The sequence below is a fragment of the Glutamicibacter sp. MNS18 genome (assembly GCF_026107515.2).
Lineage (GTDB): Bacteria > Actinomycetota > Actinomycetes > Actinomycetales > Micrococcaceae > Glutamicibacter.
Genome location: NZ_JAPCHW010000003.1, coordinates 354,449 through 378,552 on the forward strand (window position 1 = coordinate 354,449; position 24,104 = coordinate 378,552).

Below are 24,104 nucleotides of genomic sequence, written 5' to 3' on the forward strand. Positions count from 1 at the left end.
GGTCCCGACCCCTTCATGATGGCCACCGACGGGTTGGCCGCTACCTGGCATACGCTTCGATTCCCACTCTAGTTGGGTCGTTGCGGGAACCGGCCGTGCGACGCACTGGAGCCACTCCGGTTGAGACCGGGCCAGAGTCCGTCGGCCCGCGGGCGCTATGACGTGTACCGGGGACCGCGATCCGAAACTGTGTCCCCCGAGGTCTCGGACATGGACGCCACCGGCATCCCCGCCGGGTTGGCCTCCGGCACGTCCTCCATCAGGTGTTGGGAGGTGAGGAGGGAATCCGATATCGAATCACTGGCGAGTGTCCCAACTCCGGTCGTACCGGCAAGGGAGGAAGAACGCTTCTCCTGGCGGTAGTGCAACCCCCGGTCCGCACCTTCCCCGTGGACCTCCAGCCGGCCGTCGCGGTTGGCGGCCACCGTCGGATGGCCGATGACAATGCCGCCCAACGGCTGCCAGGAAGACCAGCGGCCACCGGGCACATCCTGCCAGATACGGAACAGGGCCCCGCTGGAACCGACGGCGAACACCTCAAGGCACCCGTTGCGATGGATGCCCACCGCAGGATCGCTGCGCAGCCGGAACCCGGGTCCCAACGGCCGCCATGAAGACCAGCTGCCGCCCGGTGCCAATTGCCAGCAATGCCATAGCTCCATGTTCATCCCACGACCGAAAACCTCCAGGCGTCCATCGTGGTTTCGCGCCACGGCGATTTCCTTCATTAGCCAGCCGCCCAGGGACTTCCAATCCGACCAGCCATTGTTTGGGGATGTCTGCCATTTGTGCCACAGCATGTGGTCCCCGCCCAGCGCAAAGAGCTCAAGTCTCCCGTCCTTGTTGGAAGCGACCTGGAGGTTCGAGTAGAGCTTGCCACCCAGCGAGCTCCACAGGGCAAAAGGCCCGTTGGGTGCGGTCTGCCACCGGTGGAATGCCGCGAGGTTCCTACCCCGCCCGAACACCTCGATCCTCCCGTCGGCGTTGACAGCCGCGGTCGGGGATTCGTAGATGAAACCACCCAGTGGCTTCCATTGCTCCCATTCACCGCCTGGCCGGTGTTGCCAGCGATGCCACAGGCCGTAGTCCCGTCCCACGGCGAAGATCTCCAGCCGTCCATCACGGTTCCGGGACACGGCGATATCGCTGAGTTTCTTACCATGCAATGGCGCCCAACCGCCCCATAAACCGCCCGCAGTGACTTGGCGGGCGTGGAAGACGCCCTGATCCGTACCCCGGACAAAGGCTTCGAGCCTGCCGTCCAGGTTCTGCCCGATACTGATCCTGCTGGTCAGCACCCCGCCAATGGTCTGCCATCCGTCGTAAGGGTATTGCAATCGGACGGATCCGTTGTCCGAACCGGCTTCAGGCGTGCTCATTGGGACGCTCCCTCGACATGACTGCCCGGATTGCCGGAGGAACTGCGTTGGACCCGGCCGAGAGGCTCGGTTCCGATTGCCGGCGGCCGCTTCGTCATGCGGGCACCTGCTCCATTCGGCATGTTGACTTCTCGTGCAGAGAAAAATAACAGGCCTCAAAAGGGCAGTCAATCACCGGAATCTCCAAAATTTCAGGCTGTGTGTAGGAGACGGCACCGGTCGACGCCTGCGAACGCCGGGTGTTCCTGCCGATCTCATGCAAATTGGGCTATCAACCTCCACCGGACACCTCGACTGGTACGTCCCGGCATACGGAGGATCGTTGCGTACTGGCGTTTCTGCCTGCCGCCGGTGGAAGCGGTGTGACCCTGATACGGGACAGCATTGATGACAGCTCTAGCTGCCGAATAGCTGGATCGACTATTCGGCTCTAACGCCGCGGGTTTCTACCCGAATGAATTTCATGCCGTCGGCGGCGAATTCCATCGCCTCCCACACCTCAATGGCGAACAACGTCATTCTGGCCCCATCACGGGTGTCATCTCGAAAGAGGTCGCCAGGTTCTTGGATGTTGATCCGATCAATGATGTCGTCCAGCGAACACTTGAAAATGAACAGCCGCCCACTATCTGCTTCCCGGATCGTCTTCATCTCCAGATCGTCGATCCATTGACAAGAGAACTGTCCGTATGAGTCGAGGTATCGCTCCAACAGCGGGATGACATTTGCCCTGGTGATCATCGTGGTTACTCTCCATCTATTCCCGCAACACTGTCAACTGGATGGCACCGACCAAGAGAAGCCCCCCGGGCCCAGCCAGGCTGGGTGCGGTCGTTCCGGTATATCCACGTCAACGTCCCGCAACTGGGTAATTTACAATTCAGGCAACGGCAGCGCACGCAGGTTCGTGGCTGTGTCTCTGAGTTTTTCCATTTCGGTCTAGGCCAGCCCGGCTTCGGGATTGTCTGTCAGAAGGTACATGTGTTCAATGATCCCAGCCAGGTAGTCCTTCGCGTCATGTACCGAGCGGACCTGCATTTCCGCCAGTTCAGCCTGGATCTCAAGATATGCGAATTCGGAAGTCGCAATATCGATTCCCCAGGAAACGATTACTGGTCTGTCGAGAGGGGAGGCAACTTCGAACCACGCCTTGAGGAATGCCCCATACGGTTCCGCGTTGTCGGTTATTCGGTGGTAATCAAGCGTCTCAACCAGTGTCTGCGGTGTGAACAGCGTTGCGATTCCAGCCGCTCTGATCGGGTCTTCTGCTTCAATTGCTGCGATGAGGCCCGTGTCCAACACTGCTAAATCACCCATCCACTTGAAAATTCACCGGGAACTCTGCAGACCGCAAGAGGAGAGGTCTACTCTTGATGAACTCCGCGGCAATGACTGGCATGCTTGTCGATTCTGATCAGCTTGGCTTTGGTTGCAGCACCGGCTGGGAAGTCGGCTGCTTTTGAACGAGTGCCGGGCACGCTGAATCTACCCAAGTTGCGCTTCATCTGGACTACGTGGCATCGCGTTGCCGTTCCGGTAACCTGGCCCTCTCATGTCAACCCATGTCAACGGATTTGGTAGTGCTGTCAACACGGGTAAAGCAAACCCCCGATTGACCGTGGTCAATCGGGGGTACCTGCGTGCGCGAAAGGGGACTTGAACCCCTACCCTCTATTCGAGGACTAGCACCTCAAGCTAGCGCGTCTACCTATTCCGCCACCCGCGCAGGTTGTTTGTTGTCTGCGATCTATCGCCGGCAACGAAGTAAAACTCTAGCACCAGTTTAAGCTGTTTTCCAATTCGGCGCATCTATCAGCCAAATCACCGTATCCTCGCGGTTATTCAGAGGTTGATTAGGCATATTTCACCCGAATCCACACTCACGGTGGCAAGGATCACAACTTGTTGTCACGTTTTGGGCTACAGCTGCAGCAGTTGCCGCAGTCCCGAGGCGCTCAGGTGCTGGTTGAAGACGGCGGATCCGGGTTCCAACAGCTTTCCGTCAGCCAACGAATCCAACACAACCGGCTCGTAGCCGAGCGCTTCGAGCAGCCCCGCGGTCAGCAGCGCATCCTCGGGGTAGTCCGAGGCCAGACCCAGGGCCCGTCGTGGATTGGCACTCTTGCGTCCGAAGGAATCCAGGTCCCAGTGGCTGATGTGGTTCAGGGCCTTAACCACACGTGCCTGGTCAAAGTGCCCGGCGATCACCTCGGAACTGGATAACCCGGTCCGCAGCCCCTGCTCGAACCAGTCCGGCAGCTCCTCCTGCTGCCAGCGGTTTGTGGCGTCGACCAAGGTGATCCCGGCCAGGGTTCCAGGGTCGATATCATCAAGGTCTTCCTGGGGAACCATCAGCACCACCAGCCCCACCCCATCGGCGATACCTTCCGCATTAACGGCGACCGCCTGCGGCGCGTACTGCATCAGGTGGTACTTGAGCATCCGGGGCGGGCGCGAAGCCGCGATATTCACCGGGATGCCCGACTCCGCGGCTATCCGGGCCAAGGCGGTTCCCGCGCGTCCGGCTCCCAGGATCCCAATGCGTTCAACCCTTTTGCCGGAGGTCTGGCAACTTGTTGTCATGAAGCGGTTCACCTGACTTGGTTAGCGGTGCATGTTGGCGCGCCGTGCCGGATTTCGTGTTCCCGGGGCCTTCCCCCGGCAGGGGGCCGGGTCCCGTTGATGTCCATGACGGCACGGGCCCCTTGGATGGACGGCAAATTCCGGCTGGACCCCTGTTCATCGAGCCGCCTTCGTGATTAGCTACAACCTATATTGGCACGTCTTGGCTCAGGACAATTGAATCGTCGTTGGAATCTACGTCGGGATCACAGCGAGTTACCTTTGGGAGTTGTGGTCACCCCGTGGTTCGTCGGGTTCCGGAATCCGCTCCGGAACACCGGAAGCTGATGTCTTCACATCGGTTGCCTCGCTAAAAGCATAGTGGTGGAGGGGACAAGAACCATGTCCGACGATTCCCGGGGTTCGGTTGCCAAGGAACCGAGCCTTGCCGATGCACTCGTGCCGTTGGCACTGCTCGCAATTCTTATCGGTGGCGCCATCGCCCTCTACGGCATCGCCGCCCTGGCCGGACCGATCCAGGTGGCATTGATCCTGTGTTGCATGGTTGTTGCACTAATCGTCCTCAAAAACGGGCACAAGTGGCAGATGATCCAGGAAACCGGGCAGGAAGCACTATCCTCGGTCACCAGCGCGATTTTCATTCTGCTTGCCGTCGGGGCCCTGATTGGCACCTGGAATATGTCCGGAACGATACCCTCACTGGTCTACTAGGGCATGCAGGTGCTCTCCCCCAGCTGGTACTACGCCGCGACCGCATTGATCTGTGGTGCGGTAGCCCTGAGCATCGGTAGTTCATGGACCACGGCGGCAACCATCGGAGTCGGCTTGGTGGGCATCGGCACCATGCTCGGGGTGAGTCCGGCGATCACGGCCGGTGCCGTCATCTCCGGCGCCTACCTGGGAGACAAGCTGTCCCCATTGTCGGAAACCACGATCCTGACCGCCCAGATGGTCGGCGTGGAGACAACTGAGCACATCAAGCGCCAGGCGTGGACGTCCCTGCCGGCCTTCGGGCTGGCGTTCATCGTCTTCCTGCTGCTGGGATTCACCGCCAGCGTGAGTGATGTGGTGGACACCGCCAGTGAGTTGGCGGAATTGAGCAGCCTATTCAACATCACCCCGTGGAACCTGCTGCCGTTGCTGCTATTGGGGATCCTGTGCGCCCGCAAGGTCCCGGCGTCGATAGCCCTGATTACCTCGGCGCTTTTTGCCGGCGTACTCGCGGCCTTCCTGCAGCCCGGTGTGGTGGCCGTCTTTACCGGCGAGTCGAACCCCTTCATGGCGGGTTTGAAGGGCACCTGGACCGCGATGGCCACCGGCTTCGTCAAGGAATCGGGTATCGAGGACATCGACCGGTTGCTGTCACGCGGCGGGATGGACAGCATGCTGCTCACCCTGTGGCTGATCATGGGGGCCGTGACCTTCGGCACGCTGCTGGAGAAGTTCGGACTGATTTCGCGGCTGATCACGCCCCTGCTGTCATGGGCCAAGACCACCGGGAAGCTGCACCTGGCGGTGTTCATCTCGGCTTTCGGCCTCAATGTGGTGGCCGGGGACCAGTACATCGCCCTGGTCCTTCCGGCACGGCTCTACAAGGTCGAATTCGCCAAACGCGGCCTGGCGCCAACCAACCTCTCACGGTTGACGGCGGACAGCGGGACGGTGACCTCGGCCCTGGTTCCCTGGAATTCCTGCGGTGCGTTCATGAGCGCAACCCTCGGGGTCTCAACGCTTCTCTACCTGCCGTTCGCGCTGTTCAATATCTTCAGCCCACTGCTCAGCGTGCTGTACGGCTTCACGGGGTTCAAAATCGAGAAGATCGGGCCTGCGGCAACGGAGAACAAGTCGGGCGAGGAACAGTAACCCCGTAGTCCGGCACGACGCCACGGGCCGGCTCCGATGCAGATGCACCGGAACCGGCCCGTGGGTTCTTCCGTGTGGTTATCAGCTACCGAGCCCGAGGACCGGAGCCAACGCCTTGATCAGTTCATTGATACCCAGGGCCAGGAACAGTGCCGCGGTAATACCCAACGCGATGTTGGTGTGCAGCTTGTTGGACCAGGCCTTGGGGATCCGCTTGCCGTTGAGCAGGCCGAGCAGCGTCAGCGCGAGGAATGGCATGAACAGCGAGCCGAGCACCCCGTAGGCCAGGATCAGTGCGATCGGGCGATCCAGCAGGAACAGCACCATCGGAGGGAAGGTCAGCCAGATGACGTAGAAACGGAAGTACTTGCCACCTACCCGAGTATCGGCATGGCCCGACTCCTTGCCGCGCATATTGCCCCAGAAGTCGGCGAACATGAGCGACACACCGTTCCACACGCCGATGATCGAGGAGAAGGAGGCGGCCCAGAAACCGATGAGGAATCCGGTGCCGACCACGTCACCGTACTTTTCGTTCAGCACATTGCCCAGATCCAGCAGGCCCGCATCACCGGCGGACAGCGAGATGCCAGCGGCGCGCACCACTTCGGCACCCACGATCAGCATGGCGATCACGAAAATACCGGTCACAACGTAGGCCATGGAGTTGTCGATGCGCATCACGCGCATCCACTTCGGGGTGTACCAGCCCTTTTCACGCAGCCAGTAACCGTAGGCCGCCAGGGTGATGGTGCCGCCCACGCCGCCGGCCAGTGCCAGGGTGTAGACCACGCCGCCTTCGGGGATCAGCGGCACGAAACCGGTGAACATTTCCGGGATGTTCGGCGCGGCGATCACGGCCAGGCCCACCACGGTGATGAACATGATGCCCACCAACACCGCGGTGATCTTCTCGAAGAACGCGTACTTGCCGAACCAGATCATCACGAACCCGGCCAGGCCCATGAGCACGGCCCAGATCTTCAGGTCAACCGCTGGGAACAGCGCTGCCAGCGGCATGGCCGCCGAGCTCATGGCCGTAGCCCCGTACACGAAGCCCCAGATCATGATGTAGGGGCCGAAGTACCAGGTGGTCCATTTGCCCAGTGAACGCCAGCCCTGGAAGATCGTCTTGCCGGTGGCCAGGGTGTAGCGCCCGGCGCCCTCCACCAGGACGATCTTCAGGATCACACCGAGCACCACGGCCCAGAGCAGCGCGTAGCCGTAGCGGCTACCGGCGACCAGGGTGGCCACCATATCGGCGGCGCCCACACCGGTGGCGGCAACCACCAGCCCCGGTCCGACAATTTTCCATTTGGGTGGTCCACCGGACTCAAGCCCGGTGTCACGGACGCTTTCCGGAATAACCGGTGGCGTGTTTTCGGCCATGCGAATCTCAGTCCTTCACGTTGCGTGGTTGATGAAGCGGCATGTGCTGCGCCCACCATCCGGTGGGCAGCGCCGCGGCGAGTCGTGCTCGGGCTGGATCCACAGCACAATCTCACGTATCTCTGCTACCAATGTAGAGGTGATCGAGCACACAACCAACGCAAAAGCGAAGTCCTAACACTTCCTTAGGTCTTCTGCGCCTGCTGGTAAGGTGCATCTGGAATCGAGTGCAAACGGCAAGGGAATCGGGACGTATGGATCTGCTGATCGTCGAAGATGACGACGCGGTGGCCGCGGCGTTAAACGACGCGGTGCAGGCCGCGGGACATCGGGCCGAACGGGTGGCGCGCGGCGCCGATGCGCTGCTGCGCCATCGTGAAGCCCAGATGATCCTGCTCGATCTGGGCCTGCCGGATATGGATGGACTGGAGGTGCTGCGCAAGTTGCGGCTGGTCACCGACTGCCCGGTGCTGATCCTCACCGCCCGCGACGACGAACGCAGCGTGGTACGCGGCTTGCGGCTGGGCGCCGATGACTACCTGGTCAAGCCGATCCGGTTGATCGAGTTGCTGGCCCGCATCGAAACGGTGGCCCGGCGCATGCCCAGCCACAGCGCATCGACCCGGGCCATCGTCACCGGTGCGCTGACCGTCGACGTCGAGGAACGCACCGCGACCCTGGCCGGCCGCGAGCTTCGCCTGACCGCCAAGGAATTCGACCTGTTGGCCCTGCTGGCTCAGCATGCCGGGGTGGTGGTCTCCCGCGAGCAGATCCTCGACAGCCTCTGGGGCGACGCGTTCCTGGCCGTCTCCCGGTCCCTGGATGTGCACCTGACCGGGCTGCGAGCCAAGCTCGATACCCCGGGCATGATCGTCAATGTCCGCGGCGTCGGCTACCGGCTGGAAGCCCCGGCCGGGTGAGGCTGCGGGTGTTGGGCGTGCTCGGCGCCCTGTTGGCGATCCTGGTGGCGGTGCTCTGCGTGGTGCTGCTGCAATCGGTGAGCCGTGCCGCAACCCAGGACCTGCAGTTCAGCCGGCTTGATTCGCTGAACCGGTTTGTCCAGCTGGCCATGGAAGCCGAAGCCGAGTCGGACCACGACCGGCTGCTGACCGAGATGCGCAGCTATTCCCGGCTGTTCGGGGAGGGAATCGTGGTGCGGGTGGGCAACGAGGTACTGGACACCGGCGAGCTGGATGCCACCGACCCCGCCGTGGCCCGCGCCCTGCGCAATGCCGGGGTGAACCTGGCCCACACCGAGCTGCCGACGGTGAATCCCTTCGGCACCGGCAGTGAACTGCTCTCCCGCCCCTTCGGCAATTCCAGCCAGGTGCTCGGTGCGGTGGTGCTGGAAGTCAACCCGCAGACCGCCCGGCAGAAGGTGTTGGCCGGCTGGCTGGCCGTGGTGGGCACAGCATTGGTCGCCACGGTGATCCTGGTGGGCCTGGCCTGGTGGGTCACCACCTGGGTGCTGCGCCCGATCCACCGGCTGAACGTCGCGGTGCAGGAATTCGCCAGCACCGGTACCCCCAAGCGGCTACCCGAGGACGGGCCACCGGAATTGCGCCAGCTGCAGCGCTCCTTCTCCTCCATGTCCGCGGTGGTCACCGAGAGCCTGGAGGCGCAACGGGAGCTGATCGCCGAGACCTCCCACCAGTTGCGCAACCCCATCGCCGCGCTGCGCCTGCGGGTGGACCTGCTCAAGCTGAAGCTGGGAAACAGTGCACCCGAAGCCATCGAGGCCGTGGAACACGAGTTGGGCTCCGTCGAACGCCTGTTGGCCTCGGTGCTGCGGCTGGCCAGCGCCGAGCACCGGGCCTCGGAACGGGCCGCCCACCAGGACGCCGGAACCGGTCTCGAAACGTACGCCACGATCGATCCGGTCGAGGTGTTGACCGAGGAATTCGACCGGGTCTGCTCCCGGGCCCGGGCATTGGACACCCCGCTGCGGATGAAGGTGGCCGATGGCGCTGACCTGCGCCTGTCCTGCAACGGATTCGAATTGGCACAGATGGTCGGCGAGTTGCTGGCCAATGCGTTGAAATACGCGCACGGTGCACCGGTGGATCTGGCGCTGGAAAACCGTGACGGCCAGGTGCTGATCACCGTGCGCGACCGCGGCCCGGGACTCGGGCCGGAGGAACTGAAGAACGCCGGGCGCAGGTTCTGGCGCGGCAGCGAGCACCGGAGCATCGAGGGAACCGGGCTGGGACTGACCATCGTGGGTCGGCTGGCCGAAGCGAACCGGGGAACCCTGGAACTGGCCGCGGCCGCCGGCGGCGGACTGCTGGCCACCTTGCGTTTCCCCGCCGCCGATTCCTCACCGGAGCCAAAGGGGCAGGCATGAGAATCCCGGATCATGGTTTCTCCCGACGCCGGGTACTGGAACTGTCCGCGCTGGGGCTGCTGGCGGGGGCCTTCCCGATGGGTCTGTCCGGCTGCACAACCACCACCCACGCCGATGCCCTGGTGGTCGCCGGCGGGGAGGCCGGCGGGCTCTACCACGAGTTCGCCACCCTGCTGGCCGAGGCGCTGCAGCGGTATTCGGTGGCCACCTCGGCCACCGCGCTGATGACCCAGGCCAGCGCTGACAACATTGCACTGTTGCTTGATGGGACGGCGCAGTTGGGCCTGGCCCTGGCCGACAGTGTCGCCGCTTCACCGGCCGTGGCCGAGGGGAAAATCTTCACCCTGGGCCGGGTCTACCAGAACTACTTCCACCTGCTGGTTCGGCGGGAAGAGGCGATCGGCACGGTCCAGGACCTGGCCGGCCAGCGGTTGGGGACCGGCGCCCCGGGTTCCGGAACCTGGCTGACCGGCCAACGCATCCTGCAGGCCGCGGGTCTCAAGGACACCGGCCAGGAAGCCTCCGAGCAGCGGCTGGGGTTGAACGACGGCCTGGAGGCGTTGGCCGATGACCGCATCGACGCGATGATGATCTCCGGGGGCATTGCCATTAACTCCATTGAGCAGCTGAACCGCAGCACCCCGCTGCGTCTGCTGGATCTGGCCTCCCTGATTCCGGACCTGCGGGCGGACCATCCGGGCCTCTACGACCGGGTCGTCATCCCGCAGGACACCTATTCCGGGATGGAAACCGTGCACACGATCGGGGTGTCGAACCTGTTGCTCGGACGCGCCGATCTGCCCGACAACCTGGTGGAGGCGACCGTCCGGTTGCTGATCGAACATGCCGGGGAGCTGGTGCCCTCCTCCAGCGCCGGAATCCAGTTCCTCAGCCCGGATAACCTCATTGCCACCTCCGGCCAGCCCCTGCATCCGGCCGCCGCCGAAACCTACCGCCGGATCCACGGATAGCCACCGGCCGGTGGCCTGGCCGGTGCCCGGCCGCCGGCGCCGGACTATGATCTTTCTCAACGTCGGCGAACCGGTCACCGGGAAACGGCGGGGATCGGGCCAGACGGCGGTGTCCGCGGTGACGTCCATCGGGCCCAGACTTGGGTATGGTGGAGGTTGACGAAAAGCCTCGGGAGCCCGTCCTCGCCACGTCGTTCGACCCCACAGTCCTGATTGATCTGGCAGGCTGTCCCGTGCGCCCGATTTCCCCGTGCAGGCCACCGCCTGCGGCCCGGTTCCGGGTTCATATCGGGTATCAGCCGAGCAGTGAAAGTTAGGGAGAGAAGCCTGTGAACGTTTCCACCACCCCCATCAAGGCCATTAACTGGAACCGGATCGAAGATGAGAAGGACGTGGAAATCTGGAACCGCGTCACCGCCAACTTCTGGCTTCCGGAGAAGATCCCGCTGTCCAATGACATCCAGTCCTGGGGCACGCTCACCGAGGTCGAGAAGCTCATGACCATGCGCGTGTTCACCGGCCTGACCTACCTGGACACCCTGCAGGGAACCATCGGCGCGGTGTCGCTGATCCCGGACTCGCTGACCCAGCACGAGGAAGCGGTGTACACCAACTTCGCGTTCATGGAATCGGTGCATGCCAAGAGCTACTCCTCGATCTTCTCCACACTGGCCTCCACCCGTGAAATCGACGAGGCCTTCCGCTGGAGCGAGGAGAACCGCGAGCTGCAGAACAAGGGCAACATCATCCGCTCGTACTACGACGGGCAGAACCCCTACAAGAAGAAGATCGCCTCGACCCTGCTGGAGTCCTTCCTCTTCTACTCGGGGTTCTACACCCCGCTGCGCTGGTCGACCATGTCGAAGCTGACCAATACCGCCGACCTGATCCGCCTGATCATCCGTGACGAGGCCATCCACGGTTACTACATCGGGCTGAAGCACCAGCGTTCGATGGACCACAACCAGCTGTCCACCGCCGAACGCGAGGAGCTGAAGAACTTCACCTTCGAGCTGTTGTTCGAACTGTACGAGAACGAAGTGAAGTACACCCACGACCTGTATGACGAGATCGGCTGGGCCGAGGACGTCATCAAGTTCCTGCACTACAACGCCAACAAGGCGCTGATGAACCTGGGCTACGAGGCGATGTTCCCGGCAGAGGTCACCAACGTCTCCCCGGCCATCCTGGCCTCGCTGAACCCCGGTTCGGACGAGAACCACGACTTCTTCTCCGGTTCCGGTTCCTCCTATGTCATCGGCAAGGCCGAGGCAACGGCCGACGAGGACTGGGGCTGGTAGGCGACCCCACCTCCTGCGCGGGCGGTACCCGGTCCTTTCCGGGTACCGCCCACGCGGCATCCGGCGGCAACCCGCTGGTTTGCCTGCTGCCCTGTTCCCCCACCCGTCCGGGATGCGACGATTAAGCCCCGGACCGGATGGCGCGAGGAGGGGCTATGGACTCGACCTGGCAGTTGCCGCTGGTGCTGGCCGCCATGCTCGGCAACGCCTTGCTGGCCGGCACCTTTTATGCCTTCACCTGCGCCATCCGCCCCGGCTTCAGGTCGTTGGGCGACCTGGAGTACGTGCTCGTCTTCCGGCGGATCAATGCCGCCATCCTGAATCCCGGATTCCTCCTGGTTTTCCTGCTCACCCCGTTGGGTTCGCTGGCCTGCACCCTGCTGCTCTACCGCAGCTGGCAGGAAAGCTGGTTGCTGGTGGCGGCCGCGGCCTTGTCCCTGGCCAGTTTCCTGATCACGGTCATCGTCAACGTCCCCTTGAACAAGCTGCTGGCCACCCGGTCCATTGATGCGCCCTGGCAGCAGCGCCGGGCCCGGCGGCAATTCGAGGCCCCGTGGAACCGGTGGAATGCGTTGCGGATGCTGGCCAGTTGCGGTGCCGTGCTGTTCTTCACCGCCGGCTTGTTGCACACCGTGTGAGTTCGCCCGGGCCACGGACTTGGTACCATCGGATCATCCCCCTTTACCGATCCGGTAGGATTTCCTGATGCGTATCGCCATGCTCTGCCTGCACACCTCACCGCTGGAACAGCCCGGCGCCGGGGATGCCGGGGGGATGAACGTCTACGTCAAGAACCTGGCCTTCGCCCTGGGCCGGCTGGGTCACCGGATCCACCTGGTGACCCGCACCGCGGGCCCCTCCCGCACCGAGGAGGTCATCGAGAACGTCTGGATCCACCACCTGCAGGTCGCCGCGGGCCGGACCCTGTCCAAGGAGGAGCTGCCCGGGATCATCGCCGAGGCCGTCCAGGCCGCCGGCAGGCATTTCGCACCCGTCGACTTCGACGTCATCCACGCCCACTACTGGCTTTCGGGGATGGTCGGGTTGGAGCTGGCCGGACGCTGGAAGGTCCCGTTGGTGGTGTCCATGCACACCTCCGCCGAGGCCAAGGAGTACGAATCCGGGATTGCCGAACCAATGGTGCGCAAGCACTCGGAAAAGATCCTGCTCGCCGAGGCGGACCGCATCATCGCCAACACCCCGGTCGAGGCACGGCAGCTGGTGCGCTTCTACGCGCTACACCAGGACAAGCTCGATGTGGTCCTGCCCGGGGTGGACCACCGCATCTTCCATCCGGCGCAGGATAAGCTCTGCCGCCCCGACGGGTCCGATGACCTGCATATCGTCTACGCCGGGCGCATGCAACGGCTCAAGGGAGCGCACCTGCTCATCGCCGCGGTCGGCCGGGCCATGGCCCTGGCCCCGGGCCTGGAAATCACCGCGGACCTTTACGGTTCGCTCTCCGGGGCGGCCGACTACGACCTGCCGGCCCTGGTCGACGAAGCCGGATTGCGTCGCCAGGTGGCGTTCCACGGCCCACTGGATCCTTCCCGGTTGGCCGCGGTCTTCGCCAACGCCGACCTGGTGGCGGTGCCCTCGCTGTCCGAGACCTTCGGGCTGGTGGCCGCCGAGGCCCAGGCCTGCGGCACCCCGGTCATCGCCAACCAGGTGGGCGGGTTGAACTACTCGGTGCACGACCAACGCTCGGGCTGGCTGATGCCGCAACCGGATCCGGACCTCTGGGCAGCCCAGCTGGTGCAATTGGCCCGCAATCCCCAGCTGATCTCCCGTGCGGGGCACGCCGCCCTGGAACACAGTGCCAAGTTCACCTGGGAACGCGCCGCGGTCGAGGCCCTGTCCAGCTACCGGGTCGCCCGGCAGTCCCTGCTGGCCGGCTAACCCTCGTTGTCGCCGGCCAGCGGCACGCCTAGTCCAGCAGCTCCAGTTCGAGCTCGAAGTGCGGCTTGAGCTTGCGTGGATTCCACGCGGTGACCTCGAACCCGTCTTCCTCGGCGTCGAAGGCCAGGTGCACGGTGCCCGGCAGCTGCACCGGGGTCATGAATTCGATCTCCCACTCGTAGCCCACGCCCACCGGTTCGATATCCGCCAGTGTGCGGGCCGCGAGATAGATGCCGTGGGCGATGGCCCTGGGCATGCCCAGGACCTTGGCCGAGAGCCGGCCCAGGTGGATCGGGTTGTAGTCCCCGGCCACCGCGGCCCACCCGCGCCCGGTATCCGCCCCCAGCTTCCATTGGGCGGTTTGCAGCGGCACGCTGAACTCCCTGCGCCCGGCCTTCTCCGGTGTGCTGCCGGAGAGCGTGGCCCCCTTGGCCAGGAAGGTGCTGCGCAGCACCATGCGTTCCTCCCCCTGCGTCGATATCCGCACCACCAGGTCGCAGCTGACCCCCTTGGCGTGAGAGCCCAAGTTCTCGGCGTTGACCTGCACGTCGAAGGCCTCGGCCTCGCCCAGCGGGCGCTGTACCGTGACCTTGTTGGTCAGGTGGATCATTCCCAGCAGGGGCAGCGGGAAGTCCTCACGTACCATCAGCGACATGGCCAGCGGGAAGGCCAGGGTATGCACATACAGGCTGGGCAGTTCCCCGGTCATCCGCGCCCCCACGGCACGACGGTATTCGGCCAGCTTCTGCGCATCGGCCGTAGCCCCCTGGTAGACCAGGGTCCGATCGGGCAGCACCGGGTTCTTGCCCTTGCGGGCCAGGGTCTTCACGGATTTGGCGTAGACCTGGCCCATGGTGGGCAGCTCGTTGACGATTTCGACAGGCATCAGGCACCCACCAGTGACTGGCCGCAGACCCGCAGCGTCTGCCCGTTGATCCCCTGGGAGGCATCCCAGGCCAGGAAGCCGATAGCCTCGGCCACATCCAGCGGCAGCCCGCCCTGCATCAGCGAGGGCAGCACCATCCGCGCCACCGTGCGGGTACCCAGCGGGATCTTGGCGGTCATCTCGGTTTCGATGAACCCCGGGGCCACGGCGTTGATCGTACCGCCGTTGGCGGCGAAGTCCTCGGCGCTGGCACGCACCATGCCGATGACCCCGCCCTTGGAGGCCGCGTAGTTGCTCTGCCCGCGGTTGCCGGCGATCCCGGAGGTGGAGGCCAGTGATACCACGCGCAATCCGGGCAGGTCGGCGGCCAGCAGCTGCTCGTTCATCCGCAGCTGCGAGGCGATGTTCACCGCGATGACCGAGTCCCAGCGGCCGGCATCCATATTGGCCAGCAGCTTGTCCCGGGTGATCCCGGCATTGTGGATGACCAGATCCAATTGCCCGTGCCGGGCCCGGGCGTGTTCGATGATCCGGGTGCCAGCGTCGGCGGCGGTGACATCCAGTTGCAGGGCGGTACCCGAGACCCGGTTGGCCACCTTGCTCAGGGCGTCGGAGGCGCCGGGCATGTCCACCACGATCACCGTGGCCCCGTCGCGGTACAGGGTCGCGGCAATGGCCGCGCCGATGCCGCGGGCGGCGCCGGTGACCGCAACCACCTTACCGGCCAGCGGGGCATCGAAGCTTTCCGGAAGTTCTCCGGCGTTGCCCGAGACCTGGAGGAACTGCCCGTCCACGTAGGCGCTGCGTCCGGAGAGGAAGAAGTGGGTGGCCGCCAGCACGCTGGGGCTGTCCGCCTCGGCATCCCCGGTCAGCAGGATGCCGTTGGCGGTGGCCCCGGCACGCAGTTCGCGCCCCAGCGAACGGATCGCCCCGTCGATGCCCTGGCGGACCGCGGCAACCGCCGGTTCATCGGTGGCCAACGCCGGACGGGAGATCGAGACCACCCGGGCGCCGGGCACCAGCTGGCGGACCGCCTGACCCGCGGCAAGCATGAGCGGAGAGAGTTGTTCGGGGTGGGTCAGCTCATCGAGCAACAGGATCAGCCCGCCGAGCTTCGCTCCCCCGGCATCGTTACGCCGCACATCCAGGCCCCAGGACACCAACGTGTCGCTCAGTGCCTGGGCCCGGGCCGAGGAGCCCAGGACCAGCAGCGGGCCGGGGAGCAGCGGGGTCTGTGTGGACCAGCGGCGCAACCGGGCCGGGCGCGGCAGGCCCAACTTCTTGGCCAGGGTGGCGGTGAACCCGGAGTTCACCATGTCAAGGTACTTGTCCGCCATTAGTTCCGAGCCTCCAGAATCGCCACGACACCCTGTCCGCCTGCGGCGCAGACGGAGATCAGTCCCCGGCCCGAGCCCTTCTCATGCAGCATCTTGGCCAGCGTGGCCACGATACGTCCGCCGGTGGCGGCGAACGGGTGGCCGGCGGCCAGCGAGGAACCGTTGACGTTCAGCTTGCCGCGGTCGATGGCTCCCAGCGGTTCATCCAGCCCCAGCTTCTCGCGGCAGAACTCCTCGTCCTCCCAGGCCTTGAGCGTGGAGAGCACGGTGCCGGCGAAGGCCTCGTGGATCTCGTAGAAGTCGAAGTCCTGCAGGGTGAGGTTATTGCGCTTGAGCATCCGGGCCACCGCGTAGGCCGGGGCCATCAGCAGGCCCTCGGCCCCGTGCACGAAGTCCACGGCTGCCGCCTCGAAGTCCACGAAGTTCGCCAGCATCGGCAGACCGTGCTCGGTGGCGTAGTCCTCGCTGCCCAGCAGCACGGTGGAGGCCCCGTCGGTGAGCGGGGTGGAGTTGCCCGCGGTCATGGTCGCTTCCTCCCCCAGGGACTTGCCGAAGGCGGGTTTGAGGCTACCCAGCTTCTCCAGGGTGGAGTCCGCGCGCAGGTTGTTATCCCGGCTCAGCCCGTTGAAGCTGGTCATCAAATCGTCGAAGAACCCGCGCTCGTAGGCGGCGGCGAGATTCCGGTGGCTGGCCAGGGCCAGTTCGTCCTGGGCGGTGCGGGTAATCCCCCAGTGGCGGGTGGTCTTGGCCTGGTGCTCGCCCATCGACAGGCCGGTGCGTGGTTCGCCGGTGCCCGGCGCGCTGGGGGCCAGGTGGGCCGGGCGCAGCCTGGACAGCGCGGTGAGCTTGGCCTTGGTGCTGCGGGCGCGGGCCAGCTCCAGCAGCACCTGGCGCAGCCCCTCGGACACCGCGATCGGGGCGTCGCTGGTGGTGTCCACACCGCCGCCGATTCCCGAATCCAGCTGCCCGAGCTTGATCTTGTTGGCCAGCGAGCCGATGGCCTCCATCCCGGTGGCGCAGGCCATCTGCACGTCATAGGCCACGGTCGCCGGGTCCAGCGAACTGCCCAGCACCGACTCGCGGATCAGGTTGAAGTCCTTCGAATGCTTGAGCACCGCGCCGCCGGCCACGGCGCCGATGCGCTGGCCCTGCAATCCGAAGCGGGCCACCAGCCCCTCCAGCGCGGCGGTGAACATGTCCTGGTTCGAGGCGTTGGCGTACTTGGTGTTGGAGCGGGCAAAGGGAATGCGGTTGCCGCCGATGACGACGGCCGGGCGAACGGAAGGTGTTGCCATGAATGGGCTCCTGGGTGGTTCGGCTGTGACAATTATTACTATAACCAAGAGTACATGATACTGTGAGTAACGTGAACAAGATCTCAGCAGGAATCGACGGCGCCGGTGACGGCCGTGCCGCACGGTGGCAGCGCCACCGCAGCGAACGTCGGCTGGAATTGCTGTCCATGGCCCGCAAGGCCATCCACCATCTGGGGCCGCAGGCCTCCATGGATGACATCGCGGCCCACGGCAACACCAGCAAGCCGGTGTACTACCGGTATTTCGGTGACAAGGAAGGGCTGCGCCAGGCGCTGGGCGACGTGGTGATCCACGAATTCCGGGGCCAGGTGCTGGCCGCGGGCCTGGCCCAGCAGGCCGAGGCCGGGGCCCTGCACGCGATGGTCACCGCCTACCTGGAACTGGCCCAGAGCAGTCCGAACATCTACTTCTTCGTCACCGCGCAACCCGTCGACGCACTAACCACACCGCATGCCGCGGGCGGCGGCCCGACCCGGGTGCTCGACGCCTTCTTCGATGAGATCACGCAGATCATGGCCGAACGGGTGGCCGCCTACTTCGGCGCCCATCCGGACTCCAGCAACCCGGCCGTCGCCCTGTGGCCGCGCGCCGCGCTGGGCATGGTCCGCTCCGCGGGCGAGCTCTGGCTGCGCCAACCGCACGATGAGAACCGCCCGACCCTGGAAGAACTGGCCGATGCCCTGTGCAGCTGGCTCACCCACGGAATCGCCTCCACCAAACCCGGCGCCTAGCCACACCAGAAAGGTCCACCATGAACCACCACCGCATTGATGTCGCAGCACTGACCGAGCAGCTGCTCGGTCCCTGGGCGGACATCCGCAAGGCCTCGCGGGCCCGCGCCGCCCGCCCCGAGCTGCAGCGCGATCCCGCGCTGGGCATGGACCAGCACCGCGAGCGGGTGCTCGAGCAGCTGAAGATCCTGACCAAGGAGGGGGCCGTCCAGCTGGCCTTCCCGGCCGCCTTCGGCGGGGCGGACAACCACGGCGGCTCCATCGCCGCCTTCGAGGAACTGGTCGCGGCGGATCCCTCGTTGCAGATCAAGGCCGGGGTGCAGTGGGGGCTGTTCGGCGGTGCGGTATTGCACCTGGGCACCGGGGAGCACCACCGGAAGTGGCTGCCGGGCATCCTGGACTTCTCCGTTCCCGGGGCCTTCGCGATGACCGAGATCGGCCACGGGTCGGATGTGGCCTCGGTGGCCACCACCGCCACCTACGATCCGGACACCGAGGAATTCATCATCCACACCCCCTTCAAGGCCGCGTGGAAGGAATTCCTGGGTAATGCCGCCCTGCACGGCACCGCCGCCACCGTCTTCGCCCAGCTGATCACCAAGGGCGTGAACCACGGGGTGCACTGCTTCTACGTGCCGATCCGCGATGAGCACGGCAACTTCCTGGAAGGCATCGGCGGTGAGGACGACGGGCTGAAGGGCGGACTGAACGGTATCGACAACGGCCGGCTGCACTTCAGCGAAGTGCGCATCCCGCGGGTGAACCTGCTCAACCGCTACGGCGATGTGGCCGCCGACGGCACCTACTCCTCCCCGATCGCCTCCCCGGGCCGGCGCTTCTTCACGATGCTCGGCACCCTGGTGCAGGGCCGGGTGTCGCTGGACGGCGCGTCCACCAGCGCCTCGAAGATCGCCCTGCAGATCGCGATCACCTATGCCAACCAGCGCCGCCAGTTCACCAGCACCTCGGATACCGAGGAAACCACCATCCTGGACTACCAGCGCCACCAGCGCCGGCTGCTGCCGAAGCTGGCCCGCACCTACGCGGCCTCCTTCGCCCATGACGAGCTGCTGACCAAGTTCGACGCGGTCTTCTCCGGCCGCGAGGACAGCGACGAGGACCGCCAGGACCTGGAGACCCTGGCCGCGGCCCTAAAGTCGCTGAGCACCTGGGATGCCCTGGATACCCTGCAAGAGGCCCGCGAGGCCTGCGGCGGCTCCGGGTACATGGCCAAGAACCGCTTCAACCAGCTGCATAGCGACCTGGATATCTACGTCACCTTCGAGGGGGACAACAACGTCCTGCTGCAATTGGTGGGCAAGCGGCTGCTGACCGACTACGCCGCCGAGTTCCGCAAGCTCGATACCGGGGCGGTCGCCCGCTACGTGGCCAAGCAGGTCGGCTCCACCGCCCTGCACCGCACCGGGTTGCGCACCGTCGCGCAGACCTTCGCCGATGCCAGCGACGAGCGCAAGAGCGCCAACTTCTTCAAGGACCCGGCCAACCAGAAGGAACTGCTGGCCGAACGGGTGGACGCGATGGTCGCCGAGGTGGCGTCCAACCTGCGCAGTGCCGGCAAGGACAAGGCCAAGACCGCCGCGAAGTTCAACGAGAACCAGGACCTGCTGATCCAGGCGGCCCGCGCCCACGGTGAACTGCTGCGCTGGGAGGCCTTCACCCGGGCGTTGGAGCAGGTCACCGACCAGAACACCCGCGAGGTGCTCACCTGGGTGCGCGATGTCTTCGCGCTGTGCGTGATCGAGGACGATTTGGGCTGGTACCTGGCCAATGGCCGGCTGTCGATGCAGCGGGCCCGGACCCTGCCGGAGTACATCAACCGGCTGCTCGCCCGCCTGCGCCCGCACGCCCAGGATCTGGTGGATGCCTTCGGCTACACCCAGGAGCACCTGCGCGCCGAGATCTCCAGCGGCATCGAGGGCGAACGCCAGGACGAGGCCATGGAGTACTTCCGCAGGTTGCGTGCCAGCGACAACGCACCGGTCAGCGAGAAGTCGGTGGGCAAGGCCAAGGTCTAGCCGCCGCCCGGGTTCCGCTCCCGTGAGCCACCGGTGCCCGCATCCCCCGACAGGGTGCGGGCACCGCTGCGTTGGCAAGCGCGTCGCCGTGTCACGGACGTGGCACCTCTTCTACTGCCGATGGCCGGCGGTCGGCGCCGGATCCGTGGGCTGCAGACGCTCGGCCACTGCAACGATCAGCCCCTCCGGGCCGCGGATGTATGCCATTAGCCACTGCCCCTCGTAGCGCCCGATCCCGCCGACCAGCCCGTAGCCCCGGGTTTCCAGGTCCCCGACCAGCCCATGCAGGTCCTCCACCTCGAAGGCGATGCTGCGCAGTCCGGGCTCGTTGGCCATTGCCGCAGGCTGCCCCGAACCGGGTGCCGGCCGTTCGAAGCCGGATAGCTCGATGCCGACCTCGGACCCCGGGGCCTTGAGCATCACGATATTGGTGCGCGCATCCGGGATGCCGCACACCGTATCGAGGAACTCGCCTTCCATCCCCTCCATGGTCCCCTCCACCCGCAGGCCCAGGGCCACAAAGAACTCGGTGGCCTCATCCAGATCACTCACGGTGATCCCCACATGGTCAAGATGCTTGATTCCCGGCATGATGTTCCTCCTGTGAACGGCTGGCGGAGCGGTGGTGCACTGCACCGATGCTACTCCCTGCGTCCCGCCGCCGCAGGTAGTCTGGGTCACCTCGGAAGATGGCCCGCGGGAGGTTGAGCATGGCCATCGGGACCTTTCCGGCCACCGCCGACCGCTGGAAGGACGTCGACACCAGCCTCGGTGAGACTGGCGATCCCTCCCGGTGCACGTGCCGGCACGTCATCGACCCGGGCTGGACTCACGACGCCCGGCGCAACGAAGCCGACCTGCGCCACCAGGTACGCCCCGCCTTCCGGGGCCGGGGCATCGCCACACGGCAATTGCACGCTGCCGTCGGGTACGGCCCACTGATACGGCGATCACCGGGTAAAGCAACGCCGGGTTGTTCACCGGGGCGCTCTCCACCTTCGACTCCGCGGGTTTCAGGCAGCTGAACCGGAACCGGCGCCTGGTACCGGTCGAACTCGAGCTGGGCGCCGGCACCTGTTCCTGGGCATCCGCGGGATCACGTCTTTTTGGGCAACGCCGGATCCCGCGGGCCTAGAACATCCCCAGGTAGGCAGGGAGGTCGGATACCGCGGCCTTGCGCCCCGCAAGCAGGTTCCGGGTCTGAACGGAGATATACCTAACGAGCTTTTCGGTCACCTGCTGGTGATCCGTCACCTCCACGGCGTGGAGCAGTCCCTGCAGGGTTTCGCTCACGATCTCCCGCGCCACCCCGGGGCCAATCCCCCAGGTTTCGGCCTCGCTGACCAGGTCGTCCAGGGTGATCGATGGTTGGTGGGCCTTGCCGTTGACCCTCAGCGCCATGTTCTGCTGGCCGTCCGGGGCCAGCGCCAGGGCCGTGACGTCGTAGAGCGGCGCCAGATCGATCCCGCCGTCGGGCAGATGCAGGAGCGAGAAGTTCTTCGCATGGGCGTCTGTATTGCCGATCGCCACATTGAAGGTCATGTAGGCCAGCAGCCGGTGCCGCGGCCCCCTGGACTTGGCCAGCTTCCTGACCCGGGGAAGCAGGTTCGCAACATTGGCATGGCTTGCCCTCCGGTCAACGGCTTCGAACTTCGCGTCGGTATCCCAGGGCAGGCCCAGCGCCTGGGCGGCATCCTCCTGGTGCAGCCTGGTGATCCGCCGGCCCTGGGCAATGCGGTCATAGCGTTCGACGACCAATGCCGTGCGTTGGCCGAAACCCTGCACGGTGGCCTCGAACGAGGTCAGGCCGAGGGACCGGCCCAGGGCCAGGCAATAGGCCTCCCACTGGGCGCCCCATTCTTGGCCCGGTGCCACCGGTTTCAGGATATGGGTGGACGAGGCACCCTTCGAGGTCAGGTACCAGCCCTCGTTCCAGGTAAGCACGGCTTTGGGCTGGATGCCAGGCAGCGATCCACCTCCGCCGACCATCCCCATGGCGTAGTCGGCGGTCCGGTTGAGCATTGCTTCGATCTCGTCCGCACCGGCGGGGACCAGCTCATGGTCCTCTGGGTAGGCGTAGGGACCGATGACGACCGCTCCGGGAACATCCGTTCCCGCGTAGTTGAGCATTGCGTAGAGATCCGTGCCGGGAACCCCCGCCTGCCGGGCCAGGTTCTGCCGCCCCCGTCCTTCCGGGAGGATGCCCCCGAAGAACGAGGTCGCGGCGTGGACATCATTGGCCACGACGCCCAGTGGAAGATTCAGGGACAGCGCCGTTGATCCGAGCCCATGGCGCGAGAGCGCCCGGGCGGAGGCCCTGAATCCCACACGGTTCGGTCCCTCATCTATGAGCAGACCGACGTGTTCGTCGTAGAGGAATACCGGCACCTCACCCATTGTCCACCGTCCGGAACATGAGTTGGATGCCCAATTGGTCCAGCAGTTCGAAGAGGTTCGCGCTCAGTGTCTTGGCCTTCCCGGTCTCCACATCGGAGATGTAGCGCTGGCTGTAGCCCAAGGCGGTGGCCAGCTCAGTCTGCGTGATCCCCAGCTCCAGGCGCGCCGCATGCACGGCGCGACCCAAATCGCTCGGTGTATCAATAGTCCCGAACATGGGCCTCCTTATGACGAATTCCGGATATGCTCAATATTATTACATTTTTTGGATATGAATCTGACTATTGCGAAATCTGTATATTCCGGCCGGATGGACCCAGTCCCGCAATGCGGCGGCGAACCGGCCGTCAATTGCGGCCGGGTGGGTGGGTTGGACACCCCGTCACCACGGAAACCATTCTGGGTCACCCCGGTTCCCTGGCCGCGCTCAGCGTCGCACGGCACCCAGTCCCCGATGGGCGTTGACCAGGGCACAGACCCTCGCGGCGCACTGGTGCCCCTGGAACGTGAAGACCCGCTCCAGGTACTGGTCGACCTTCAGCACTACCGCGGTCCCGGATCCGGCGATGAACCCGCCGTCGGTGATATTCGAACGGTAGCCGATCCCGCCGTAGTCCAACGCACGGATTTCGCGCACGTGAGCCGAGGCGATCCGGTCATACCCGATGCGCTTGCAGCGGATCATTCCGCCAAGGCGCACTTGCACTCCGTCGGGACCTATGAGCAACGTACCGGTCAGCAGGATCCAGCCACCCGCCGCGCCAAGGACGGCACAGATCGCCAGCCACGGCAGGCTCCACCACCAACCTGCTACGCCGGCGGCCAGGCAGGTGAGCAGGCAAGCGTTTCGCGCGCCGATGGCACTCAACCCGATTTCCAGGACAGTGCTTTGTTGCGCCAGTGCGCGCTGGGTGGTGGCCAGCAGCGAACGCAGGTCGTTGGCCATCCGGTCGGCTACCCGGGCCTGGCTCGATTCCGGGACCGGCGCCGGTTCCGGCCGGTAGAGCATCGCGACACCAGCCCCCAGGAGTGCGGCTGCCAGGATGCTGGCGGCCATCGGCCAACCCTCCAGTGTTGCCATCGAGGAATCCTGGAGGTCACGCTGCCCAACAATGATGGCCATGACAAGACCCAGGATGAAGGCGCCCAGCATCATCCCCGCGGCCATGCCGCAGCGGGCCAGCAGCGTTGATTGCCCGCGCATGGACAGGCCGGCAAGCATGAGCGCCGCGGCGGAGAACAGCCTGATCGGCAGCGTGGTCAGCACGAAGACCGGTAGTGACTCGATCCCATTGACCTCACCCCGGGCATTCCAGTGCACCGCGAGTTCGGCAGGCAGGCGAGCGGAATCCAGAAAGGCCCACAGCGCAATGGCCACGCAGGCCAGCACGAGCAGGGCCATATTCCCGCACAGCCACAGCCGCTGGTAACGCTCAGCGCTTCGATCCATCAGCAAGGCCCATTTCATCCAGGAAGCTTTCCGACTCCTACCGATCATACCTTCTGACACGATATTGACCTTCGAATGTAATAAATAACTACACTTCATGCATGACTTACAAGTGTTTGACGTCAGGGCACGCGGAATCGCTGGCACGTCGCATGGCAGAACGAAGCGGGCCAGAGGAATTCCGGCTTGGGGATTATAAAGTAAACGTTTCACAGCTAAGCT

Annotated in this window: 22 protein-coding genes and 1 tRNA gene; 10 read left to right on the forward strand and 13 right to left on the reverse strand. The window is 64.9% G+C overall.

What is annotated here, in order from left to right:
• Positions 1-155: 155 nt before the first annotated feature.
• The 5 genes from OK351_RS05235 to OK351_RS05255 all read right to left on the reverse strand — a co-directional run bounded on the left by OK351_RS05235 (position 156) and on the right by OK351_RS05255 (position 3,962).
• Positions 156-1,379, reverse strand: coding sequence for a PLL family lectin (locus tag OK351_RS05235; protein ID WP_265156486.1), 1,224 nt, complete (start codon positions 1,377-1,379; stop codon positions 156-158).
• Between the two features lie 420 nt (positions 1,380-1,799).
• A complete protein-coding gene (locus OK351_RS05240) occupies positions 1,800-2,120 on the reverse strand; it encodes a hypothetical protein (protein ID WP_265156488.1) in 321 nt (106 codons plus the stop codon).
• Between the two features lie 198 nt (positions 2,121-2,318).
• Complete coding sequence (locus tag OK351_RS05245) at positions 2,319-2,696, reverse strand: hypothetical protein (protein ID WP_265156490.1); 378 nt, start codon at positions 2,694-2,696, stop codon at positions 2,319-2,321.
• A gap of 324 nt (positions 2,697-3,020) precedes the next feature.
• Positions 3,021-3,105, reverse strand: a tRNA-Leu gene (locus OK351_RS05250).
• Between the two features lie 194 nt (positions 3,106-3,299).
• Entirely contained in the window at positions 3,300-3,962 is a 663-nt protein-coding gene (locus OK351_RS05255; protein WP_265156493.1) for an NADPH-dependent F420 reductase, read from the reverse strand.
• A gap of 381 nt (positions 3,963-4,343) precedes the next feature.
• Between OK351_RS05255 and OK351_RS05260 the strand changes: the two genes are divergently transcribed.
• Both OK351_RS05260 and OK351_RS05265 read left to right on the forward strand, forming a co-directional pair.
• Entirely contained in the window at positions 4,344-4,673 is a 330-nt protein-coding gene (locus tag OK351_RS05260) for a Na+/H+ antiporter NhaC family protein (protein WP_265156495.1), read from the forward strand.
• A 3-nt stretch (positions 4,674-4,676) separates the two neighbouring features.
• Positions 4,677-5,825 (forward strand): Na+/H+ antiporter NhaC family protein, encoded by a 1,149-nt coding sequence (locus tag OK351_RS05265; protein ID WP_265156497.1) that lies wholly within the window; start codon positions 4,677-4,679, stop codon positions 5,823-5,825.
• 81 nt (positions 5,826-5,906) lie between these two features.
• Here OK351_RS05265 and OK351_RS05270 read toward each other — a convergent pair whose 3' ends face one another.
• Positions 5,907-7,214: an Nramp family divalent metal transporter gene (locus OK351_RS05270; protein ID WP_265156499.1), complete on the reverse strand. Its 1,308-nt coding sequence runs from the start codon at positions 7,212-7,214 to the stop codon at positions 5,907-5,909.
• Between the two features lie 254 nt (positions 7,215-7,468).
• Between OK351_RS05270 and OK351_RS05275 the strand changes: the two genes are divergently transcribed.
• The 6 genes from OK351_RS05275 (at position 7,469) to OK351_RS05300 (ending at position 13,729) form a co-directional block, all read left to right on the forward strand.
• On the forward strand, positions 7,469-8,134 hold the full coding sequence (locus tag OK351_RS05275) for a response regulator transcription factor (RefSeq protein ID WP_265156501.1): 666 nt from the start codon (positions 7,469-7,471) through the stop codon (positions 8,132-8,134).
• Positions 8,131-9,558, forward strand: a complete 1,428-nt coding sequence (locus OK351_RS05280; protein ID WP_265156503.1) for a HAMP domain-containing sensor histidine kinase — start codon at positions 8,131-8,133, stop codon at positions 9,556-9,558. Before OK351_RS05275 ends, OK351_RS05280 begins: the two co-directional genes overlap by 4 nt.
• On the forward strand, positions 9,555-10,529 hold the full coding sequence (locus OK351_RS05285; protein WP_265156505.1) for a TAXI family TRAP transporter solute-binding subunit: 975 nt from the start codon (positions 9,555-9,557) through the stop codon (positions 10,527-10,529). The genes OK351_RS05280 and OK351_RS05285 overlap by 4 nt, the downstream gene beginning before the upstream one ends.
• A 329-nt stretch (positions 10,530-10,858) precedes the next feature.
• Positions 10,859-11,830, forward strand: coding sequence for a class 1b ribonucleoside-diphosphate reductase subunit beta (gene nrdF, locus OK351_RS05290; RefSeq protein ID WP_265156507.1), 972 nt, complete (start codon positions 10,859-10,861; stop codon positions 11,828-11,830).
• 155 nt (positions 11,831-11,985) lie between these two features.
• Positions 11,986-12,468, forward strand: coding sequence for an anthrone oxygenase family protein (locus OK351_RS05295; RefSeq protein WP_265156510.1), 483 nt, complete (start codon positions 11,986-11,988; stop codon positions 12,466-12,468).
• A gap of 67 nt (positions 12,469-12,535) precedes the next feature.
• Positions 12,536-13,729, forward strand: coding sequence for a glycosyltransferase (locus OK351_RS05300; protein WP_265156512.1), 1,194 nt, complete (start codon positions 12,536-12,538; stop codon positions 13,727-13,729).
• A gap of 28 nt (positions 13,730-13,757) precedes the next feature.
• On the opposite strand, the gene OK351_RS05305 is transcribed toward OK351_RS05300, so the two are convergent.
• Genes OK351_RS05305 through OK351_RS05315 form a run of 3 tightly spaced genes read right to left on the reverse strand, consistent with a single transcriptional unit; the run spans position 13,758 to position 17,247 of the window.
• On the reverse strand, positions 13,758-14,615 hold the full coding sequence (locus OK351_RS05305; RefSeq protein ID WP_265156514.1) for a MaoC/PaaZ C-terminal domain-containing protein: 858 nt from the start codon (positions 14,613-14,615) through the stop codon (positions 13,758-13,760).
• On the reverse strand, positions 14,615-15,952 hold the full coding sequence (locus OK351_RS05310; RefSeq protein ID WP_265156516.1) for a 3-oxoacyl-ACP reductase: 1,338 nt from the start codon (positions 15,950-15,952) through the stop codon (positions 14,615-14,617). Before OK351_RS05310 ends, OK351_RS05305 begins: the two co-directional genes overlap by 1 nt.
• Positions 15,952-17,247, reverse strand: coding sequence for an acetyl-CoA C-acetyltransferase (locus OK351_RS05315; protein WP_265156518.1), 1,296 nt, complete (start codon positions 17,245-17,247; stop codon positions 15,952-15,954). Before OK351_RS05315 ends, OK351_RS05310 begins: the two co-directional genes overlap by 1 nt.
• 71 nt (positions 17,248-17,318) lie before the next feature.
• Between OK351_RS05315 and OK351_RS05320 the strand changes: the two genes are divergently transcribed.
• Both OK351_RS05320 and OK351_RS05325 read left to right on the forward strand, forming a co-directional pair.
• Positions 17,319-17,999 carry a TetR/AcrR family transcriptional regulator gene (locus OK351_RS05320; RefSeq protein WP_265156520.1) on the forward strand — a complete coding sequence of 227 codons (681 nt, stop codon included), beginning with the start codon at positions 17,319-17,321 and terminating at the stop codon, positions 17,997-17,999.
• Positions 18,000-18,019: 20 nt separating this feature from the next.
• A complete protein-coding gene (locus OK351_RS05325) occupies positions 18,020-20,035 on the forward strand; it encodes an acyl-CoA dehydrogenase family protein (protein ID WP_265156522.1) in 2,016 nt (671 codons plus the stop codon).
• A gap of 111 nt (positions 20,036-20,146) precedes the next feature.
• Here OK351_RS05325 and OK351_RS05330 read toward each other — a convergent pair whose 3' ends face one another.
• From OK351_RS05330 to OK351_RS05345, 4 genes are all read right to left on the reverse strand, one after another.
• Positions 20,147-20,626 (reverse strand): VOC family protein, encoded by a 480-nt coding sequence (locus OK351_RS05330; RefSeq protein WP_265156524.1) that lies wholly within the window; start codon positions 20,624-20,626, stop codon positions 20,147-20,149.
• A gap of 540 nt (positions 20,627-21,166) precedes the next feature.
• Entirely contained in the window at positions 21,167-22,423 is a 1,257-nt protein-coding gene (locus tag OK351_RS05335; protein ID WP_265156526.1) for a type II toxin-antitoxin system HipA family toxin, read from the reverse strand.
• Position 22,424: 1 nt separating this feature from the next.
• Positions 22,425-22,649 (reverse strand): helix-turn-helix domain-containing protein, encoded by a 225-nt coding sequence (locus OK351_RS05340; RefSeq protein WP_265156528.1) that lies wholly within the window; start codon positions 22,647-22,649, stop codon positions 22,425-22,427.
• 210 nt (positions 22,650-22,859) lie between these two features.
• A complete protein-coding gene (locus tag OK351_RS05345) occupies positions 22,860-23,882 on the reverse strand; it encodes a DUF1648 domain-containing protein (RefSeq protein WP_265156530.1) in 1,023 nt (340 codons plus the stop codon).
• Between the last annotated feature and the right edge of the window lie 222 nt (positions 23,883-24,104).

Excerpts from the sequence above, each read along its gene's own strand:
- OK351_RS05240 (WP_265156488.1), bottom strand. The coding sequence starts at position 2,120 with ATGATCACCAGGGCAAATGTCATCCCGCTGTTGGAGCGATACCTCGAC.
- OK351_RS05305 (WP_265156514.1), bottom strand. The coding sequence starts at position 14,615 with ATGCCTGTCGAAATCGTCAACGAGCTGCCCACCATGGGCCAGGTCTAC.
- OK351_RS05310 (WP_265156516.1), bottom strand. The coding sequence starts at position 15,952 with ATGGCGGACAAGTACCTTGACATGGTGAACTCCGGGTTCACCGCCACC.
- OK351_RS05255 (WP_265156493.1), bottom strand. The coding sequence starts at position 3,962 with ATGACAACAAGTTGCCAGACCTCCGGCAAAAGGGTTGAACGCATTGGG.
- OK351_RS05235 (WP_265156486.1), bottom strand. The coding sequence starts at position 1,379 with ATGAGCACGCCTGAAGCCGGTTCGGACAACGGATCCGTCCGATTGCAA.
- OK351_RS05315 (WP_265156518.1), bottom strand. The coding sequence starts at position 17,247 with ATGGCAACACCTTCCGTTCGCCCGGCCGTCGTCATCGGCGGCAACCGC.
- OK351_RS05285 (WP_265156505.1), top strand. The coding sequence starts at position 9,555 with ATGAGAATCCCGGATCATGGTTTCTCCCGACGCCGGGTACTGGAACTG.
- OK351_RS05265 (WP_265156497.1), top strand. The coding sequence starts at position 4,677 with ATGCAGGTGCTCTCCCCCAGCTGGTACTACGCCGCGACCGCATTGATC.
- OK351_RS05345 (WP_265156530.1), bottom strand. The coding sequence starts at position 23,882 with ATGGATCGAAGCGCTGAGCGTTACCAGCGGCTGTGGCTGTGCGGGAAT.
- OK351_RS05245 (WP_265156490.1), bottom strand. The coding sequence starts at position 2,696 with ATGGGTGATTTAGCAGTGTTGGACACGGGCCTCATCGCAGCAATTGAA.
- OK351_RS05325 (WP_265156522.1), top strand. The coding sequence starts at position 18,020 with ATGAACCACCACCGCATTGATGTCGCAGCACTGACCGAGCAGCTGCTC.
- OK351_RS05275 (WP_265156501.1), top strand. The coding sequence starts at position 7,469 with ATGGATCTGCTGATCGTCGAAGATGACGACGCGGTGGCCGCGGCGTTA.
- OK351_RS05260 (WP_265156495.1), top strand. The coding sequence starts at position 4,344 with ATGTCCGACGATTCCCGGGGTTCGGTTGCCAAGGAACCGAGCCTTGCC.
- OK351_RS05330 (WP_265156524.1), bottom strand. The coding sequence starts at position 20,626 with ATGCCGGGAATCAAGCATCTTGACCATGTGGGGATCACCGTGAGTGAT.
- OK351_RS05300 (WP_265156512.1), top strand. The coding sequence starts at position 12,536 with ATGCGTATCGCCATGCTCTGCCTGCACACCTCACCGCTGGAACAGCCC.
- OK351_RS05295 (WP_265156510.1), top strand. The coding sequence starts at position 11,986 with ATGGACTCGACCTGGCAGTTGCCGCTGGTGCTGGCCGCCATGCTCGGC.
- OK351_RS05340 (WP_265156528.1), bottom strand. The coding sequence starts at position 22,649 with ATGTTCGGGACTATTGATACACCGAGCGATTTGGGTCGCGCCGTGCAT.
- OK351_RS05270 (WP_265156499.1), bottom strand. The coding sequence starts at position 7,214 with ATGGCCGAAAACACGCCACCGGTTATTCCGGAAAGCGTCCGTGACACC.